Here is a 13,984-nt window from a genome sequence, read left to right on the forward strand (position 1 = left end):
AAGCCCTGGATCACCCGCGAACCAGAGCGCTGGCCAGGCCCCGGTCAGCGCCAATAGCCCTCTGGGGCGCGCCCATGACCACGAGCGGATCGACGCCCGGCGACGACACCGGGCTACAACAGGCGCCGCCCGTTCGAGCTTACGACTCCCTGCTGGCAAGCGCCTTCTCTATGCGCCTATCCGGCACCAGCCACATCAGCGCCACAAAGACGTAGCACCCCTGGGACACCCAGTGCGACCAGAACGCCGTGGCAATACCCGCCAGGTAAAGGACGGGAGATACCTTGCCCTTCCAGTCGCTGCCGACTGCCTTCCTCAAGAGGGAGTCACGCCCTTGCGACGTAATGATGATTTGCTGCAGTATCCAGTAGGCGATCGCCGCCATCAACAACACGACACCATAGATGGCGGAGGGTACGGCGGCAAAATGGTTCTCCCCCACCCAGCCTGTCGCAAAGGGAAACAGCGACAGCCAGAACAACAGGTACAGGTTGGCCCACAGCATGGGCCCGGTCACCGTATGAACGGCATTCAGCATGTGGTGGTGGTTGTTCCAGTAGATGCCGACGTAGACAAAGCTCAGCACATAGCTTAGAAACACCGGGCCCAGGGGCGCCAGCGCGTCCAGGCTCTCGCCATGCGGCACCTTCAACTCCAGCACCATGATGGTAATGATGATGGCGATCACGCCATCGCTGAACGCCTCAATCCTGCCTTTGCTCATTCCAGCCGCACCTGTCGTCATGCCAACCTCCGCGGCCCAGAGATTGCTACGGTGACCGGCAAAAAGCAAGGCCGCGCGGCGCTGCGTTGCAGGCCGGCCACTATTCCTGTGCCATGCGCACCATACGCTCGCTTTTCCAGTACACATCGTCGCCGCCGTTCATGCGGTTGAGCACGCGCGACAGCACGAACAGCAAATCGCTCAGGCGATTCAGGTACTGGCGCGGTGCATCCTTGATCTGCTCGGCCGCACCCAGCGCCACCACGGCGCGTTCGGCGCGGCGCGCCACGGTGCGGCACACATGCGCCAGCGAGGCGGCGCGCGAGCCGGCCGGCAAAATGAATTCCGCCAGGCGCGGCAGCTGGGCGTTGTGTTCCGCCAGCGCTGCATCGAGCTGCGCCACGGCTTCCGGCTTGATCAGCTCATAGCCCGGAATCGACAGCTCTCCGCCCAGGTTGAAGAGCTGGTGCTGCACCTCCACCAGCAGCTCGCGCACGCCCGCGGGCAGCTCTTCGCAGAGCAGCACGCCGATATGCGAGTTCAGTTCATCGACATCGCCCATGGCATGCACCCGCAGGCTGTCCTTGGAAACGCGGGTGTTGTCACCCAGTCCGGTGGTGCCGTTGTCGCCGGTGCGCGTGGCAATCTGTGAAAGTCTGTTGGCCATGGTGTTGAAGTGCGCTGGGCGCAATGGGTTGGGTTAATCAATGGCCTTGCCGACGCGCCGGGTGCATCAAACCTGTGTAAACCTGCGCGGGCGTTACGCCAGGCAAAGAAATGTTTCGTCGTAGGCCCTCATGTGAGTGAGGAAACACCCTGCAAAACTGCTGGCAGATGGCCGCCTGATGAGTTGCAATGGGCGCCTTGTTCAAACTTGAGAGACCTCCGCATGCGCGTACTGATGACCGTGAAAAAACATTCTATTCCGAACCTTGAAGTACGCAGTGCGGTGCTTTTTGCCGCTCTGGTGGTGGCGGGCGGCATCATGAGCGCCAGGGCCCAGACCCCCGCCACCGCGACCGCCAGCCCCCCGCGTCCAGCCGCCCAGCTGACGTCCGCAGGCACAACAGATGCCATCCCTCACAACCGGACCACCGCCAAGGATCTGGACGCCGCCTTCGACCGGGCCGATACCAACCACGACGGCAAACTGAGCCGCCAGGAGGCCGAGCATTTCCCGGCCCTGGCGCCGCACTTCGACGAGTTCGACACAAACCACAAGGGCTTTCTCTCGCGCGAGGACTTCCATCGGGCCGCAGGCTCCGGCTTCTGAAGCATCCCCTGGGCGCACGTCAGCCCCACGCCAGGCGCCGGCATCAGACGTTCAGGCACCCATACGTCGTAAACTGTGTCTCCGACCCCGGAGACACCCATGAACGCACCGATTCCCCAGCACCTGATTCCCGAAATCCACCAGCGCGAGACGCCTGCGGCGCTAATCGACGCTCTGAAGACCCGCTTTGCCGAGCGCTGCTCCACCGCCCTGGTGGTGCGTGAGCAGCACGGCCGCGACGAATCCTCGTTTGCCGCGCCGCCGCCGGCCGCGGTGATCTTTGCGGAAAGCACGGCCGACGTGGCCGATGCCGTGAAGCTGGCCAGCCAGTACAAGGTGCCTGTCATTCCGTTTGGCGTCGGCTCCTCGCTGGAAGGCCATTTGCTGGCCGTGCAGGGCGGCATCAGCATAGACGTCAGCCGCATGAACCGGGTGCTGTCCGTCAACGCCGAAGACCTGACCGTGACGGTGCAGCCCGGCGTGACGCGCAAGCAGCTCAATGAGGAGATCAAGAGCACCGGCCTGTTCTTCCCGATTGACCCGGGTGCCGACGCGACGCTGGGCGGCATGAGCGCCACACGCGCCAGCGGCACCAACGCCGTGCGCTACGGCACCATGCGCGAAAACGTGCTGGCGCTGGAAGTGGTCCTCGCCAGCGGTGAGGTGATACGTACCGGCACCCGGGCCAAAAAATCATCGGCCGGCTACGACCTGACGCGCCTCATGGTGGGCAGCGAAGGCACGCTGGGCGTGATCACCGAAGTCACGGTGAAGCTCTACCCCTTGCCCGAAGCCATCTCGGCCGCGATCTGCTCCTTCCCCAGCATTGAAGCGGCGGTGCGCACCACCATCGAGGTCATTCAGGTCGGCGTGCCGATTGCCCGCGTGGAACTGATCGACGTGAACACCGTGCGCATGGTCAATGCGCACAGCAAGCTCGGCCTGCGCGAGGAACCCATGCTGCTGATGGAATTTCACGGCACGCCCAGCAGCGTGAAGGAACAGGCCGAACTGGTCCAGGAACTGGCCAGCGGCCATGGCGGCCAGGCCTTTGAATGGGCCAGCACGCCGGAAGAGCGCACGCGGCTCTGGACGGCGCGCCACAACGCCTACTTCGCCGCCATCCAGTCACGCCCCGGCTGCCGCGCCATTTCGACCGACACCTGCGTGCCGATTTCGCGCCTGGCCGACTGCCTGCTGGCGTCGGTGGCCGAGGTCGACGCTAGCGGCATCCCCTATTTCCTCGTCGGCCATGTGGGCGACGGCAACTTCCACTTTGGCTACCTGATCGATCCCGACAAGCCCGAGGAACGCGAAACCGCCGAAGACCTGAACCACAAGCTGGTGGCCCGCGCCCTGAGCCTGGAAGGCACTTGCACCGGCGAGCACGGCATAGGCCTGGGCAAAATGGATTTTTTGCTGAGCGAGACCGGCGACGGCGCGGTGGAAGTGATGCGCACCATCAAGCGCGCCCTCGACCCTAAGAACATCATGAACCCGGGCAAGATTTTTACGCTATAAGCCTGCCCTGCCCCTTCTGAGCGTTCTGAGCGCACCTGTCCAGGCTTGCGCCGGGCATGGCGGAGGGCATGAAAGAGCCTCCCATCGGGAGGCTTTTCTGTGTTCAGGCGCCAGCGGTCTTCAGCCGCGCAGCCGCTCTATCAGCCCATTGAGTTCGTCCATGGACGAGAACTGGATCGCCACCTCGCCCATGTCTTCGCGCCGGCCATTGCGTTTGACCTGCTTTTTGACGCGCACTTCCACCTCGGCCATCAGCAGGTCGGCCAGCTCTTCTTCGACGCGGCGGGTGTCGCGCGACTTTTCCTTGGCGACCTTTTGCGGCTTCAGCGAGAACTCGGCGCTGAGCTTTTTGACCAGGCTTTCGGCCTCGCGCACCGACATTTTCTTGGCGCTGATCTGGTTGGCCGCGGTGATTTGCGTGGCGCGGTCCAGGGTCAGCAGGGCGCGCGCATGGCCCATGTCCAGGTCGCCGGCCATCAGCATGGTCTGCACCGGGTCGGCCAGATTCAGCAGGCGCAGCAGGTTGGAGGCGGCGCTGCGCGAGCGCCCCACGGCCTGCGCAGCAAGTTCGTGAGTGAGCCCGAACTCTCTCACCAGCCGTTGCAAACCATGGGCCTCTTCCAGCGGGTTGAGGTCCTCGCGCTGGATGTTTTCAATCAGGGCCATGGCCGCGGCCGACTCGTCGGGCACGTCGCGCACCAGCACCGGCACGCTGTCCAGGCCGGCAATTTTGGCGGCACGGAAGCGGCGCTCTCCGGCAATGATCTCGTACTTGCCGTCATGGGCCCCGTGGTTCAGGCGCCGCACCAGTATGGGCTGCATGATGCCCTGCATCTTGATGGATTCGGCCAGCTCGTAGAGCGCGCCCTCGTCCATGCGGGTACGCGGCTGGTACTGGCCGGCCACCATATCGGCCAATCGCAGCGAGGCCGGCAGCCCCGGGCTGGTGGCGCTGCTGTTGGCGTTGTCCGCGTCCGCTGATTCGCTGACTTTGGGACCGAGCAGGGCTTCCAGCCCGCGGCCCAGGCCCTTTGGTTTTTTCGTGACCATGGTTTCCTTCTTGATATCTAATCGGTAGCTGTTTATTCGGCCGTGCTGCCGCCCAGCGACTGCAATACACCGCGCCACAGCGCGTCGCGTTCTTCGTAGGGCTGGGGGTTTTGCTTGCCGCTGGCGCTTTCCCAGACCGAGGTCAGCACCAGCACCAGGCCGGATGAGGGCTGCACGTAGACGGTCTGGCCGTGGATGCCCTGCATGGCGAAACTGCGTTCGCGCAGCGGCAGCAGCCAGAACTGGTAGCCGTAGCCGAAATAAGGCGTGGCCTTGCGCGGCCGGAAAGCCGGCGGCTGGCGCGCGGGATCGGTGGCGTCGAGCAGGTAGTCGCGCGGCAGCACTTGCTGCGAGCCGGCCTTCCCGTCGTTCGCCAGCAGCAGGCCCAGACGGGCCCAGTCACGCAGGCTGGCATTGAAGCCGCCGAAGGATTGCTCCTGCCCGTCGCTGGCGAGGCGCCAGAACGCGTCGTGCTCGGCCCCCATGGGTTTCCACAGCCACTCGGTGGTGAGCTCGGCCATGTTTTTGCCGGTGGCCGCCGTCAGCACGCGGCCCAGCACATCGGTCTCGGCGCTGGCGTAGACAAATTTTTCACCGGGGGCCGTATGGCGCTGCGTGATGCTGCGCAGCACATCAACGGGTGAGCCGGCGCCCGCCGCACCGGCGCTGGCGCGCGCGAGCCGGGCAATGTCGTCCTGGCCGTCGTAGCGTTCGGTAAAGGTCAGGCCCGAGCTCATGCGCAGCAGCTGGCGAATACTGCTGGCGCCATAGGGGCTGCCGGCCAGCGCCTTGACGTATTTTTCCGCCGGGTCGTCGAGCGACGCGACCAGGCCCAGCGCATGCGCCTGGCCCATGAGCAGCGCGGTCACGCTCTTGGCCATGGAAAACGACAGAAAGCGTGCATCGTCCCGGCGCCCGTAGCGGTAATGCTCGGCCACGATCTCGCCGTTTTTAAGCACCAGCAGGCCGGTGGCGCGCTGGCGCTGCAGGTAGTCGGCCAGCGTGTAGCTGAGGTTGCGGTAGCGATAGGCAATGGCCGCCGGCTGGGCCGCACGCGGCAAGGGGCTGGCCGCTACCGGGCGTGACACCAGCCGGGTCTGTATGCCGGGCACCTTGTCGAGTGCCGACCAGGAGCCGACACGAAAGGGATTGCCGTACCAGGTGCCGGCCGTGCCCAATGGATAGTTGCGTGCCTTGCCAAGCAGCTCTTCGTCTGGCTCGGCGCGTGCCGACGTGCCGGCAAGCGCCAGCAACAGCAGCGCAGCGCGAAAAAGAAGCTGTCGCAGGCGCATCCTCAAACCGTCTGTGTGGTGGCCGCCACCGGCAGGCCTTGCAGGCGCTGCAGATGGGCGTGCGCCTCGGGCCAGTCGCCCAGGCCGCTCTCGGCATTGAGGTGGCCGCGCAGGCCGGCATCGACCGGTTCCGCGCCCCAGGCGCTGGCAAACTGCAGCGCCCGCTCCGGCGCGCAAAAGGGGTCGTCACCGCTGGTGAAGAGCACGCTTTTGAAGGGCAGCGCCTGCAAGGGGACCGGCGACCAGCTGGGCAGTAGGGGGCGCACATCTTCACGCTCCACATCGGGCGGCGCCACCAGCAGCGCGCCCTTGACACGGTGGGTATTTCTGGAATGTGCCGCCCAGGCCGCCACATGCACGCAGCCCAGGCTGTGGGCGACCAGCACGGCGGGTTCGTCGCAGGACAGCAGCACGTCTTCCAGCCGCGCAATCCAGTCGCCACGCAGCGGCCGCAGCCAGTCGTGCTGCTCCACACGCGTGTAGCCATGGGCGTGCTCCCAGCGGCTTTGCCAGTGCCCGGGGCCGCTGTTTTGCCAGCCGGGAAGAATCAGGACGTTGCGGGCTTTCATGCGTTCGGTCAATCAGGTCACTGGCGAGCCGGTTTCGCTATGTTTTTGATAGCTAGATACGCTCATGAAATAAGGGCTGGATGGTGATTTCATCAATAAAACTGCCGGCTCACATGTTCTTGATGCGTTCGACCATTTCTTCGGCAAAGGCCACGAAGGACTGCGCCCCCTTGGAGGACGGGTCAAACACCACACCGGGCAGGCCATAGCTGGGCGCTTCGGCCAGCCGCACATTGCGTGGGATCACGGTGTTGAACACCTTGTCGCCAAAATGCTCCTTGAGCTGCTCGCTCACCTGCTGCTGCAGGGTGATGCGCGGGTCGAACATCACGCGCAGGAGGCCGATGATCTGCAGGTCCTTGTTGAGGTTGGCATGCACCTGCTTGATGGTGTTGACCAGGTCGGTCAGGCCTTCCAGCGCAAAGTACTCGCACTGCATGGGCACGATCACGCCGTGGGCGCAGCACAGGCCGTTGAGCGTGAGCATGGACAGCGAGGGCGGGCAATCTATCAGCACGAAGTCATAGTTTCTCTCGACCTCGGCCAGGGCCAGCTTGAGGCGCTTTTCGCGGCGCTCCAAGGACACCATCTCGACCTCGGCACCGGCCAGCTCGCGGTTGGCGCCCAGCACGTCGTAGCCGCATTTCTCGCTGCGCACGCGGGCTTCGGCGATCGATGCCGATTCGAGCAGCACGTCGTAAATGGTGAGTTCAAGCTGGCGCTTGTCCACGCCGGAACCCATGGTCGCATTGCCTTGCGGGTCCAGGTCTATCATCAGCACGCGCTGGCCGACCTTGGCCAGGCCGGCCGACAGATTGACCGTGGTGGTGGTCTTGCCGACCCCGCCTTTTTGGTTGGCAACGCAGAAAATTTTGGCCATGAGTGGGTGTCGTTCTTGTTCTGTTGGGGTGGAAAACGGGGCAGGAAATAGTGCAGCGACCTTGCCGGCTTACCTGGAAACCGCCAGCTTGACGCCAAAGGCGATCAGGAATATGCCGGCGGCTTTTGCCAGCACGGCGGAGATTTTCGGGCTGGCCCGAATCCGCTCGGCCAGGAAGTAAGTCAGCAGCACGGCCACCAAGCCATACAAAAAGGTCAGCGCGGCAATGGTCACGGCCATCACGCCAAAAGTCTTCATGCCCTGGTGCTGGGCCGGATCGATGAAGAGCGGGAAAAAGGCCATGTAAAACACAATCGCCTTGGGGTTGAGCAGCGTGATCAGCAAGGCCTGGCGAAAGTAATGGCGCGGCCTGATCTGCAAAAGCGGCGCATCACCGGGCTTGGCCAGCAGCATCCTGGCGCCCAGCCAAGCCAGGTAGGCCGCGCCCAGCCACTGCACGGCATGAAAGGCCGTGGGGTAAGCCGCCATCACCGCCGACACGCCGGCCACCGCGGCCCAAAGCAAAACCTGATCGCCCGCAATCACGCCAAGGGTCGCGCCCAGGCCACCGGGAATACCGCCCTTGCCGGTGGAGGTGATCAGCGCGAGGTTGCCGGGACCGGGAATGAGCAGAAAAATAATGATGGCGGCGACAAAAGCGCCATAGTCGGCAACGCCGACAAACGAGCCGAGCATGGAGGTCCCCAGAAGTGAGTGGCCTGAGTTTACGACAGGGTGTGCAAGGCGCGGTGGCAAACGCGGCTTTTGTGGTCCGCACGCAGCAGCAGCGCCTCCCTATCCAGCCATTTTCGGGCCGGATGGAGGCCTCGCCTCAGGTTTTGCGCCGCATCCAGAGTATGCAGCGCTCGGCATCCAACCCCGGCACCTGCAACTGTTCCACGTGAAACACTTGGACATTGGGCGGCAGCACCGCCAACTCGTCGGCGGGGTACTTGCCCTTCATGGCCATCCAGGCACCCTGCGGCGCCAGCGCGCCAACAGACCATTGGGTGAAGTCATGCAGCGAGGCAAAGGCGCGCGAGCAGATCACATCGAATGGCTGGGCAATGCTTTCCACACGCGCATGCAGGCCCGTGAGATTGGGCAGCTTCAGCGCCAACGCCGCCTGCTTGATGAAAGCCGCCTTCTTGGCCACCGTGTCCACGCAGGTCACCGCCACCGCGGGGCAGCAAATGGCGATCACCACGCCCGGCAAGCCGGCGCCCGAGCCGACATCCAGCAGGCGGCTGCCCTGCTCTAGGCCGGCCTTTTGCAAATGGCGCTGCAAGGGCGCCACGGCGGCCAGACTGTCCAGCAGGTGATGCGTCATCATCTCGGCCGGGTCGCGCACCGCCGTGAGGTTGTAGACCTTGGTCCACTTGCCAATCAAGGCCTGGTAGTCCAGCAGCTGGGCCACCTGCTGGTCGCTCAAATCCAGCCGCAAAGCCTTCAGACCGGCGCGCAATTCCTGTTCGGCGCCGCGCATCAGGTATTCACCTGCTCGGTGGTTTTGACGGGAAGCGTGTTTTTCCACAGGTTCTTTTTCAAGTGCACCAGCAGCAGGGACACCGTGGCGGGCGTGATACCCGAGATGCGCGAGGCCATGCCCAGCGTTTCAGGCCGGTGCTTGGCCAGGGTCTGGCGCGCCTCAAAACTCAGGGCCGAGACCTGCAGATAATCCAGATCGGCCGGCAGCTTGAGGTTTTCATAGTGCGAGGCACGCTCCACCTCTTCCTTCTGCAGGTTGATGTAGCCCGCGTACTTGGCCGTGATTTCGATCTGCTCGATCACGCTTTTGATCAGGTCCGCCGGCAAGGCACCCCCGGATGTTTCACGTGAAACACCCTCTTCCGCAGCATGGTTCTGCCCGGTTGGAATTTCGGCGTTGGCATACTGGCCTTCATTCATAGACATCAGGCCGGCGTAATTCACATCGGGCCGGCGCAACAAGTCCGCCAGGTTGTATTCGCGTTCAATCGCCTTGCCCAGCACGCGCTCGGCCTCGGCCACCGGCAGGCTGTTGGGATTGACCCAGATGGACTGCAGACGCTGTGTTTCACGTGAAACAGCGTCGCGCTTTCGGTTGAAGGCATCCCAGCGTGCATCGTCCACCAGGCCCAGCTCCCTGCCCTTTTCGGTCAGGCGCGCGTCGGCATTGTCTTCACGCAGCATCAGGCGGAACTCGGCCCGGCTGGTGAACATGCGGTAAGGCTCGGTCACGCCCTTGGTGATCAGGTCGTCCACCAGCACGCCCAGGTAGGCCTCGTCGCGCTTGGGGCACCACGCTTCCTTGCCCTGACATTGCAGCGCCGCATTGATGCCGGCGAACATACCCTGGGCCGCCGCCTCTTCGTAACCTGTGGTGCCATTGATCTGGCCGGCGAAGAACAGGCCGCCTATGGCGCGGGTTTCAAAGTTGCTTTTCAGCGAGCGCGGGTCAAAGTAGTCGTACTCGATGGCATAGCCGGGCCGCAGGATATGGGCGTTTTCCATGCCGGCCATGGAGCGCACCAGGTCGTACTGGATGTCAAACGGCAGGCTGGTCGAGATGCCGTTGGGGTAAATCTCGTGCGTGGTCAGGCCTTCGGGCTCCAGGAAAATCTGGTGGCTGTCCTTGTCGGCAAAGCGGTTGATCTTGTCTTCCACGCTCGGGCAGTAGCGCGGGCCCACGCCGTCTATCTTGCCGGTGAACATCGGACTGCGGTCAAAGCCGGAGCGGATGATGTCGTGCGTGCGCTCATTCGTGTGGGTGATCCAGCACGGCATTTGCTGCGGATGCGCGATCTGGCCGCCCATGAAGCTGAACACCGGCACCGGGCCTTCGGTGCCGCCGGGCATGCCGTCGCCCGGCTGCACCGTGCACTTACTGAAGTCAATCGAGCGGCCATCAATGCGCGGCGGCGTGCCGGTCTTCAGCCGGCCTTGCGGCAGCTTGAGTTCCTTCAGGCGCGCGCTCAGCGACAGCGCCGGCGGATCGCCCGCCCGCCCGGCCGCGTAGTTGTTCAGGCCGACATGGATCTTGCCGTCCAGGAAGGTGCCGGCCGTCAGCACCACGGTGCGCGCGCGAAACCTGATGCCGACCTGCGTCACGGCACCGACCACGCGCTCACCTTCGACCATCAGGTCATCGACGGCCTGCTGGAACAGCCACAGGTTGGGCTGGTTCTCCAGCCGGCGGCGTATGGCGGCCTTGTACAGAATGCGGTCCGCCTGGGCCCGCGTGGCGCGCACGGCCGGGCCCTTGGAGCTGTTCAGGATGCGGAACTGTATGCCGCCCTCGTCGGTGGCCAGCGCCATGGCGCCGCCCATGGCGTCCACTTCCTTGACCAGATGGCCCTTGCCAATGCCGCCTATGGACGGGTTGCAGCTCATCTGGCCCAGCGTCTCGATGTTGTGCGTCAGCAGCAGGGTCTTGCAGCCCATGCGGGCGGCGGCCAGCGCGGCCTCGGTGCCGGCATGGCCTCCGCCGACCACGATGACGTCAAATTCCTGGGGGTAAAACATGTCAAGCCTTCTGTAGGGCCGCCCCAAGGACGGCTTGCGCCCCTTCGGGGGGCAGAGAAGCGGCTACGCCGCGAACGTGGAGGTACATCATTTCAAGCCTCTACGATTAATTCAGTTTTCAGGCCGGCGGCCTGGGCCGCCAAGGCCTGGCGCCGGTCGGCGGTGACAAACAGGTCCACGCGCGCCGCCTGGGCCGCGCCGATGTGCAGCGCGTCCATGGCCGGCAGGCGGCTGGCTTCCATGGCCGCGAGCGAATGGGCCTCCACCCGGCCATCCAGCGGCACGGCGGTGAAGTCGGCAAAGTCGCGCTGCACGATCTGCATGATGCGGGCGTAGTCTTGCGCGCCGACCAGGCCTTCATGGCGCTGGCGGCTCAAGGCCGAAGCAATCTCGGACTTGCAGTGCGCCGCCACCACCACTTCACTGGCGCGCGCGCCGGCGGCCAGCACCTGCTCGCGGCCGGCCTCGGCGTTGTAGCGCTTGTAGAGCGCCGAGCTGTCAAACAGCACGCGCATCAAGCGCTCCCCCTGTCTTCTTGCAGACGCTCTTGCACCATCAGCTGGGCGCCGGTCTTGCCATCGGGCCGCACGATGCGCAGCGGTTCAATTTCGCGCTTCCAGCTCGGCACGCGGGCGCTGGCCTCGGCGCTTGGCGGCACCAGCTCGGCCACGGCCTTGCCGTGGCGCAGAATCCGCACGCTTTGCCCCTGCTCCACCAGATCCAGCATGGCAGACGCATTGGCGCGGAATTCACTCAAAGACAGGGTATGCATATGTACAAATCTCTCCAATCTGTACATTTTACCGGTGCCGGCTATCCCCTCGGGCTTGGAGGTGCTACGCGGTGGGGCCGCCAACGCCCGCCGCGCGTCAATCATTAGCTATACTTTCAATAGCATGTTGCGCAATAGCAGCGGGGGCTGGCGGCATAAAACACCTGAAACCAGGCAAGCCGGCCACACGGCGGCGTGGCATCGCGCCGGAATCCGGTCAGAATGGCGGGCAGCCAGTCCCTTGCCGCCCGCCAACCCTTATCAATTACCAAGCCCATGCCCACCCCTGAAACCCTGCTGGCCTTCTTTGGCGTGTCCGTGCTGCTAGGCCTCTCGCCCGGCCCGGACAATCTGTTTGTCTTGCTGCAATCCGCGCTGCAGGGGCGGCGCGCCGGCTTCTTCGTGGTGCTGGGTCTGTGCACCGGCCTGCTGTTTCACACCGCGGCCGTGGCGCTGGGCCTGGCGACAGTGTTTGCCGCCTCGGCCACGGCCTTCACCGTGCTGAAGCTGGCCGGTGCGGCCTACCTCGCCTACATGGCCTGGCAGGCCTTTCGCGCCCCGGTGGGCGGCGCGGCGAGCACTGGGGTCCCGGCCCTGAGCAACGCGCAGATGTACCGCCGCGGCGTCGTCATGAACCTGAGCAACCCCAAGGTGGTGATCTTCTTTCTGGCCTTTCTGCCGCAGTTCGTGAACCCCGCGCGCGGCAGCGTGGGCCTGCAGATTCTCGGCCTGGGCCTCGTCTTCATCCTGGCCACCCTGCTCACCTTTGGCGCCATCGCCTGGTTTGCCGCCTCGCTGGGCCAGGCCTTCCAGCGCTCGGCACGCGCCCAGCGCGCCCTGAACTGGGCGGCCGGCAGCGTCTTCCTCGGCCTGGCCGCGCGCCTGGCGCTGTCCGAGCGCTGAACCCCTTCCCACTCCCCACGCTCATCCACCCATGAAACTCCTGATCTTCGCCGGCAGCACTCGCCAGCACTCCTTCAACCGCAAGCTGGCCCGTGTGGCCGCGCAACTGGCCCAGGACAGCGGCGCCGAGGTCACGCACATCGAACTGGCCGACTTCGACATCCCGATGTACAACGCCGACCTCGAAGCCCGCGGCACGCCGGCCGACGTGATGCGGCTCAAGCAGCTGATGTACGAGCACCCGGCCTGGATCATCTGCTCGCCCGAGTACAACGCCAGCTACTCCGCCCTGCTCAAGAACACCATCGACTGGGCCTCCAGCCCGGTCAAGTCGGACCCGGACTGGACCGACGAATTCAAGTTCTCGCGCGGCAAGGTGGTCGGCATTCTGAGTGCCTCACCCGGTGCACTGGGCGGCCTGCGCTCGCAAAGCCACCTCGCGCCGCTGCTGCTCAACGTGCAATGCTGGGTCGCGCCGCGCAACTTCGCACTGGGCCACGCGGGCGACGCGTTCGACGCGCAAGGCCAGCTGGTCAATGACGCGCACCGCAAGAATGTGCAGGCGGTGATTGACCAGGTGTTGTTTGCGGCCCAGCGCCTCGCGGCCTGACCAGCGGCTTCACGCCTGCGCCGGCTGCGGCCCGGCAACCAGATGAATCGGGTTCAAGCCCAGGCTGCGCTTATGCCAATAGCTATTATTTTTATAGCAAGCGCCTAGCGCGAGGTATTGCTAAGCGCCAGCAGCCGTGCCGCCGAGCGGATCTCGATGCGCCGGTAGTGCAGCACCACCGCGCCCAGCGCCACCAGCGCCTTGAGTTCCTTGGACAGCGTCTGCCGGGTGATGCCCAGCATCATGGCCAGCGCCTCCTGCGACACCGGCACCACGGGCCGCGCATTCAGTGCCATCGTGGCGTCGCCGCGCGCCAGCAGCAGCAGGCGCCGCACCACGCGCGCGCGGGTTGAGCGCAAGGCCGCGTCTTCCACCATGCCGTACAGCGAGCGCACGCGGGCAGCCAGCAGGCCGGCAATCGCCTGCGCAAAGGCGGCGCCCTCCATCAGCGCCGCAAAGGCAGGCTGCGGCACCACCAGCACCTCGGCCGCCACCAGCGCCGTGGCGTCGTGGGTGCGCGGCTGGCGGTCGATCAGCGAGATCTCGCCTATCCAGTTGCCCGCCTCCAGCACCACGAGAATGGCTTCGCGCCCGTCTTCGCGCAGCGAGGAAATCTTCAGCTGGCCGCTGAGCAGGCCGTAAAAACCACCGGGGGCATCGCCCTGGCGAAACAGCATCTCGCCGGGCCGCAGGCGCAGCAGTTCGGCGGACCCCAGCAAGGCCTGCCGGTCGGCCAGCGGCAGCGCGCCAAACCACGGGTTGGCCGACATGCGGGACAGCAGGGAGGGTGGTGTCTCGGAGGCGGCAGGCATGGTGTCAATTGTCAAATTTTTGACAGTTGCCCGTCAAGCAGCGACGTATCGTGCGGTTGAGTCCACTTTTTAAA

The 13,984-nt window shown here is 64.8% G+C and carries 16 protein-coding genes; 4 read left to right on the forward strand and 12 right to left on the reverse strand.

All coding sequences use genetic code 11. The features are described from left to right. Nucleotides 1-139: 139 nt before the first annotated feature. Nucleotides 140-724 carry a TMEM175 family protein gene (locus tag PJE01S_RS14690; RefSeq protein WP_068834380.1) on the reverse strand — a complete coding sequence of 195 codons (585 nt, stop codon included), beginning with the start codon at nt 722-724 and terminating at the stop codon, nt 140-142. A gap of 100 nt (nt 725-824) precedes the next feature. Then, nucleotides 825-1,391 (reverse strand): cob(I)yrinic acid a,c-diamide adenosyltransferase, encoded by a 567-nt coding sequence (locus tag PJE01S_RS14695; RefSeq protein WP_068834381.1) that lies wholly within the window; start codon nt 1,389-1,391, stop codon nt 825-827. A 234-nt stretch (nt 1,392-1,625) separates the two neighbouring features. Between PJE01S_RS14695 and PJE01S_RS14700 the strand changes: the two genes are divergently transcribed. Together PJE01S_RS14700 and PJE01S_RS14705 are read left to right on the forward strand one after the other, a co-directional pair. Beyond that, nucleotides 1,626-1,997, forward strand: a complete 372-nt coding sequence (locus PJE01S_RS14700) for an EF-hand domain-containing protein (RefSeq protein ID WP_068834442.1) — start codon at nt 1,626-1,628, stop codon at nt 1,995-1,997. A 99-nt stretch (nt 1,998-2,096) separates the two neighbouring features. Continuing rightward, nucleotides 2,097-3,518, forward strand: coding sequence for an FAD-binding oxidoreductase (locus tag PJE01S_RS14705; RefSeq protein WP_068834382.1), 1,422 nt, complete (start codon nt 2,097-2,099; stop codon nt 3,516-3,518). Nucleotides 3,519-3,638: 120 nt separating this feature from the next. Here the strand turns inward: PJE01S_RS14705 and PJE01S_RS14710 are convergent, their stop codons facing one another. From PJE01S_RS14710 to PJE01S_RS14750, 9 genes are all read right to left on the reverse strand, one after another. Further along, complete coding sequence (locus tag PJE01S_RS14710; RefSeq protein ID WP_068834383.1) at nt 3,639-4,568, reverse strand: ParB/RepB/Spo0J family partition protein; 930 nt, start codon at nt 4,566-4,568, stop codon at nt 3,639-3,641. Nucleotides 4,569-4,600: 32 nt separating this feature from the next. Further along, nucleotides 4,601-5,860, reverse strand: coding sequence for a serine hydrolase domain-containing protein (locus PJE01S_RS14715; RefSeq protein ID WP_068834384.1), 1,260 nt, complete (start codon nt 5,858-5,860; stop codon nt 4,601-4,603). Between the two features lie 2 nt (nt 5,861-5,862). Next, entirely contained in the window at nt 5,863-6,429 is a 567-nt protein-coding gene (locus PJE01S_RS14720) for an RBBP9/YdeN family alpha/beta hydrolase (protein WP_068834385.1), read from the reverse strand. A 109-nt stretch (nt 6,430-6,538) separates the two neighbouring features. Then, nucleotides 6,539-7,309, reverse strand: a complete 771-nt coding sequence (locus PJE01S_RS14725; RefSeq protein ID WP_068834386.1) for a ParA family protein — start codon at nt 7,307-7,309, stop codon at nt 6,539-6,541. A gap of 69 nt (nt 7,310-7,378) precedes the next feature. Then, nucleotides 7,379-8,005 (reverse strand): LysE family transporter, encoded by a 627-nt coding sequence (locus PJE01S_RS14730; protein WP_068834387.1) that lies wholly within the window; start codon nt 8,003-8,005, stop codon nt 7,379-7,381. A 136-nt stretch (nt 8,006-8,141) separates the two neighbouring features. Continuing rightward, nucleotides 8,142-8,795, reverse strand: coding sequence for a 16S rRNA (guanine(527)-N(7))-methyltransferase RsmG (rsmG, locus tag PJE01S_RS14735; protein WP_068834388.1), 654 nt, complete (start codon nt 8,793-8,795; stop codon nt 8,142-8,144). After that, nucleotides 8,795-10,813: a tRNA uridine-5-carboxymethylaminomethyl(34) synthesis enzyme MnmG gene (mnmG, locus tag PJE01S_RS14740; protein WP_068834389.1), complete on the reverse strand. Its 2,019-nt coding sequence runs from the start codon at nt 10,811-10,813 to the stop codon at nt 8,795-8,797. Before mnmG ends, rsmG begins: the two co-directional genes overlap by 1 nt. Nucleotides 10,814-10,905: 92 nt before the next feature. Beyond that, the gene (locus tag PJE01S_RS14745) at nt 10,906-11,328 is read right to left on the reverse strand and encodes a type II toxin-antitoxin system VapC family toxin (RefSeq protein WP_068834390.1); all 423 of its coding nucleotides are present in this window, start codon (nt 11,326-11,328) and stop codon (nt 10,906-10,908) included. After that, nucleotides 11,328-11,585 carry a type II toxin-antitoxin system Phd/YefM family antitoxin gene (locus PJE01S_RS14750; RefSeq protein ID WP_084389565.1) on the reverse strand — a complete coding sequence of 86 codons (258 nt, stop codon included), beginning with the start codon at nt 11,583-11,585 and terminating at the stop codon, nt 11,328-11,330. Before PJE01S_RS14750 ends, PJE01S_RS14745 begins: the two co-directional genes overlap by 1 nt. 276 nt (nt 11,586-11,861) lie before the next feature. On the opposite strand from PJE01S_RS14750, the gene PJE01S_RS14755 reads away from it, so the two are divergent. Continuing rightward, a complete protein-coding gene (locus PJE01S_RS14755; RefSeq protein WP_068834444.1) occupies nt 11,862-12,488 on the forward strand; it encodes a LysE family translocator in 627 nt (208 codons plus the stop codon). 31 nt (nt 12,489-12,519) lie between these two features. Then, complete coding sequence (locus tag PJE01S_RS14760; protein WP_068834391.1) at nt 12,520-13,098, forward strand: NADPH-dependent FMN reductase; 579 nt, start codon at nt 12,520-12,522, stop codon at nt 13,096-13,098. A 104-nt stretch (nt 13,099-13,202) separates the two neighbouring features. Here the strand turns inward: PJE01S_RS14760 and PJE01S_RS14765 are convergent, their stop codons facing one another. Continuing rightward, the gene (locus PJE01S_RS14765; protein ID WP_068834392.1) at nt 13,203-13,910 is read right to left on the reverse strand and encodes a Crp/Fnr family transcriptional regulator; all 708 of its coding nucleotides are present in this window, start codon (nt 13,908-13,910) and stop codon (nt 13,203-13,205) included. Nucleotides 13,911-13,984: the final 74 nt, after the last annotated feature.

It is taken from the genome of Polaromonas jejuensis NBRC 106434 (genome assembly GCF_001598235.1).
GTDB lineage: Bacteria > Pseudomonadota > Gammaproteobacteria > Burkholderiales > Burkholderiaceae_C > Polaromonas > Polaromonas jejuensis.

Coding starts and splice junctions, on each gene's coding strand:
- PJE01S_RS14760 (WP_068834391.1), top strand. CDS start 12,520: ATGAAACTCCTGATCTTCGCCGGCAGCACTCGCCAGCACTCCTTCAAC.
- rsmG (WP_068834388.1), bottom strand. CDS start 8,795: ATGCGCGGCGCCGAACAGGAATTGCGCGCCGGTCTGAAGGCTTTGCGG.
- PJE01S_RS14700 (WP_068834442.1), top strand. CDS start 1,626: ATGACCGTGAAAAAACATTCTATTCCGAACCTTGAAGTACGCAGTGCG.
- PJE01S_RS14715 (WP_068834384.1), bottom strand. CDS start 5,860: ATGCGCCTGCGACAGCTTCTTTTTCGCGCTGCGCTGCTGTTGCTGGCG.
- PJE01S_RS14745 (WP_068834390.1), bottom strand. CDS start 11,328: ATGCGCGTGCTGTTTGACAGCTCGGCGCTCTACAAGCGCTACAACGCC.
- PJE01S_RS14710 (WP_068834383.1), bottom strand. CDS start 4,568: ATGGTCACGAAAAAACCAAAGGGCCTGGGCCGCGGGCTGGAAGCCCTG.
- PJE01S_RS14705 (WP_068834382.1), top strand. CDS start 2,097: ATGAACGCACCGATTCCCCAGCACCTGATTCCCGAAATCCACCAGCGC.
- PJE01S_RS14695 (WP_068834381.1), bottom strand. CDS start 1,391: ATGGCCAACAGACTTTCACAGATTGCCACGCGCACCGGCGACAACGGC.
- PJE01S_RS14755 (WP_068834444.1), top strand. CDS start 11,862: ATGCCCACCCCTGAAACCCTGCTGGCCTTCTTTGGCGTGTCCGTGCTG.
- PJE01S_RS14750 (WP_084389565.1), bottom strand. CDS start 11,585: ATGCATACCCTGTCTTTGAGTGAATTCCGCGCCAATGCGTCTGCCATG.
- PJE01S_RS14725 (WP_068834386.1), bottom strand. CDS start 7,309: ATGGCCAAAATTTTCTGCGTTGCCAACCAAAAAGGCGGGGTCGGCAAG.
- mnmG (WP_068834389.1), bottom strand. CDS start 10,813: ATGTTTTACCCCCAGGAATTTGACGTCATCGTGGTCGGCGGAGGCCAT.
- PJE01S_RS14720 (WP_068834385.1), bottom strand. CDS start 6,429: ATGAAAGCCCGCAACGTCCTGATTCTTCCCGGCTGGCAAAACAGCGGC.
- PJE01S_RS14765 (WP_068834392.1), bottom strand. CDS start 13,910: ATGCCTGCCGCCTCCGAGACACCACCCTCCCTGCTGTCCCGCATGTCG.
- PJE01S_RS14690 (WP_068834380.1), bottom strand. CDS start 724: ATGAGCAAAGGCAGGATTGAGGCGTTCAGCGATGGCGTGATCGCCATC.
- PJE01S_RS14730 (WP_068834387.1), bottom strand. CDS start 8,005: ATGCTCGGCTCGTTTGTCGGCGTTGCCGACTATGGCGCTTTTGTCGCC.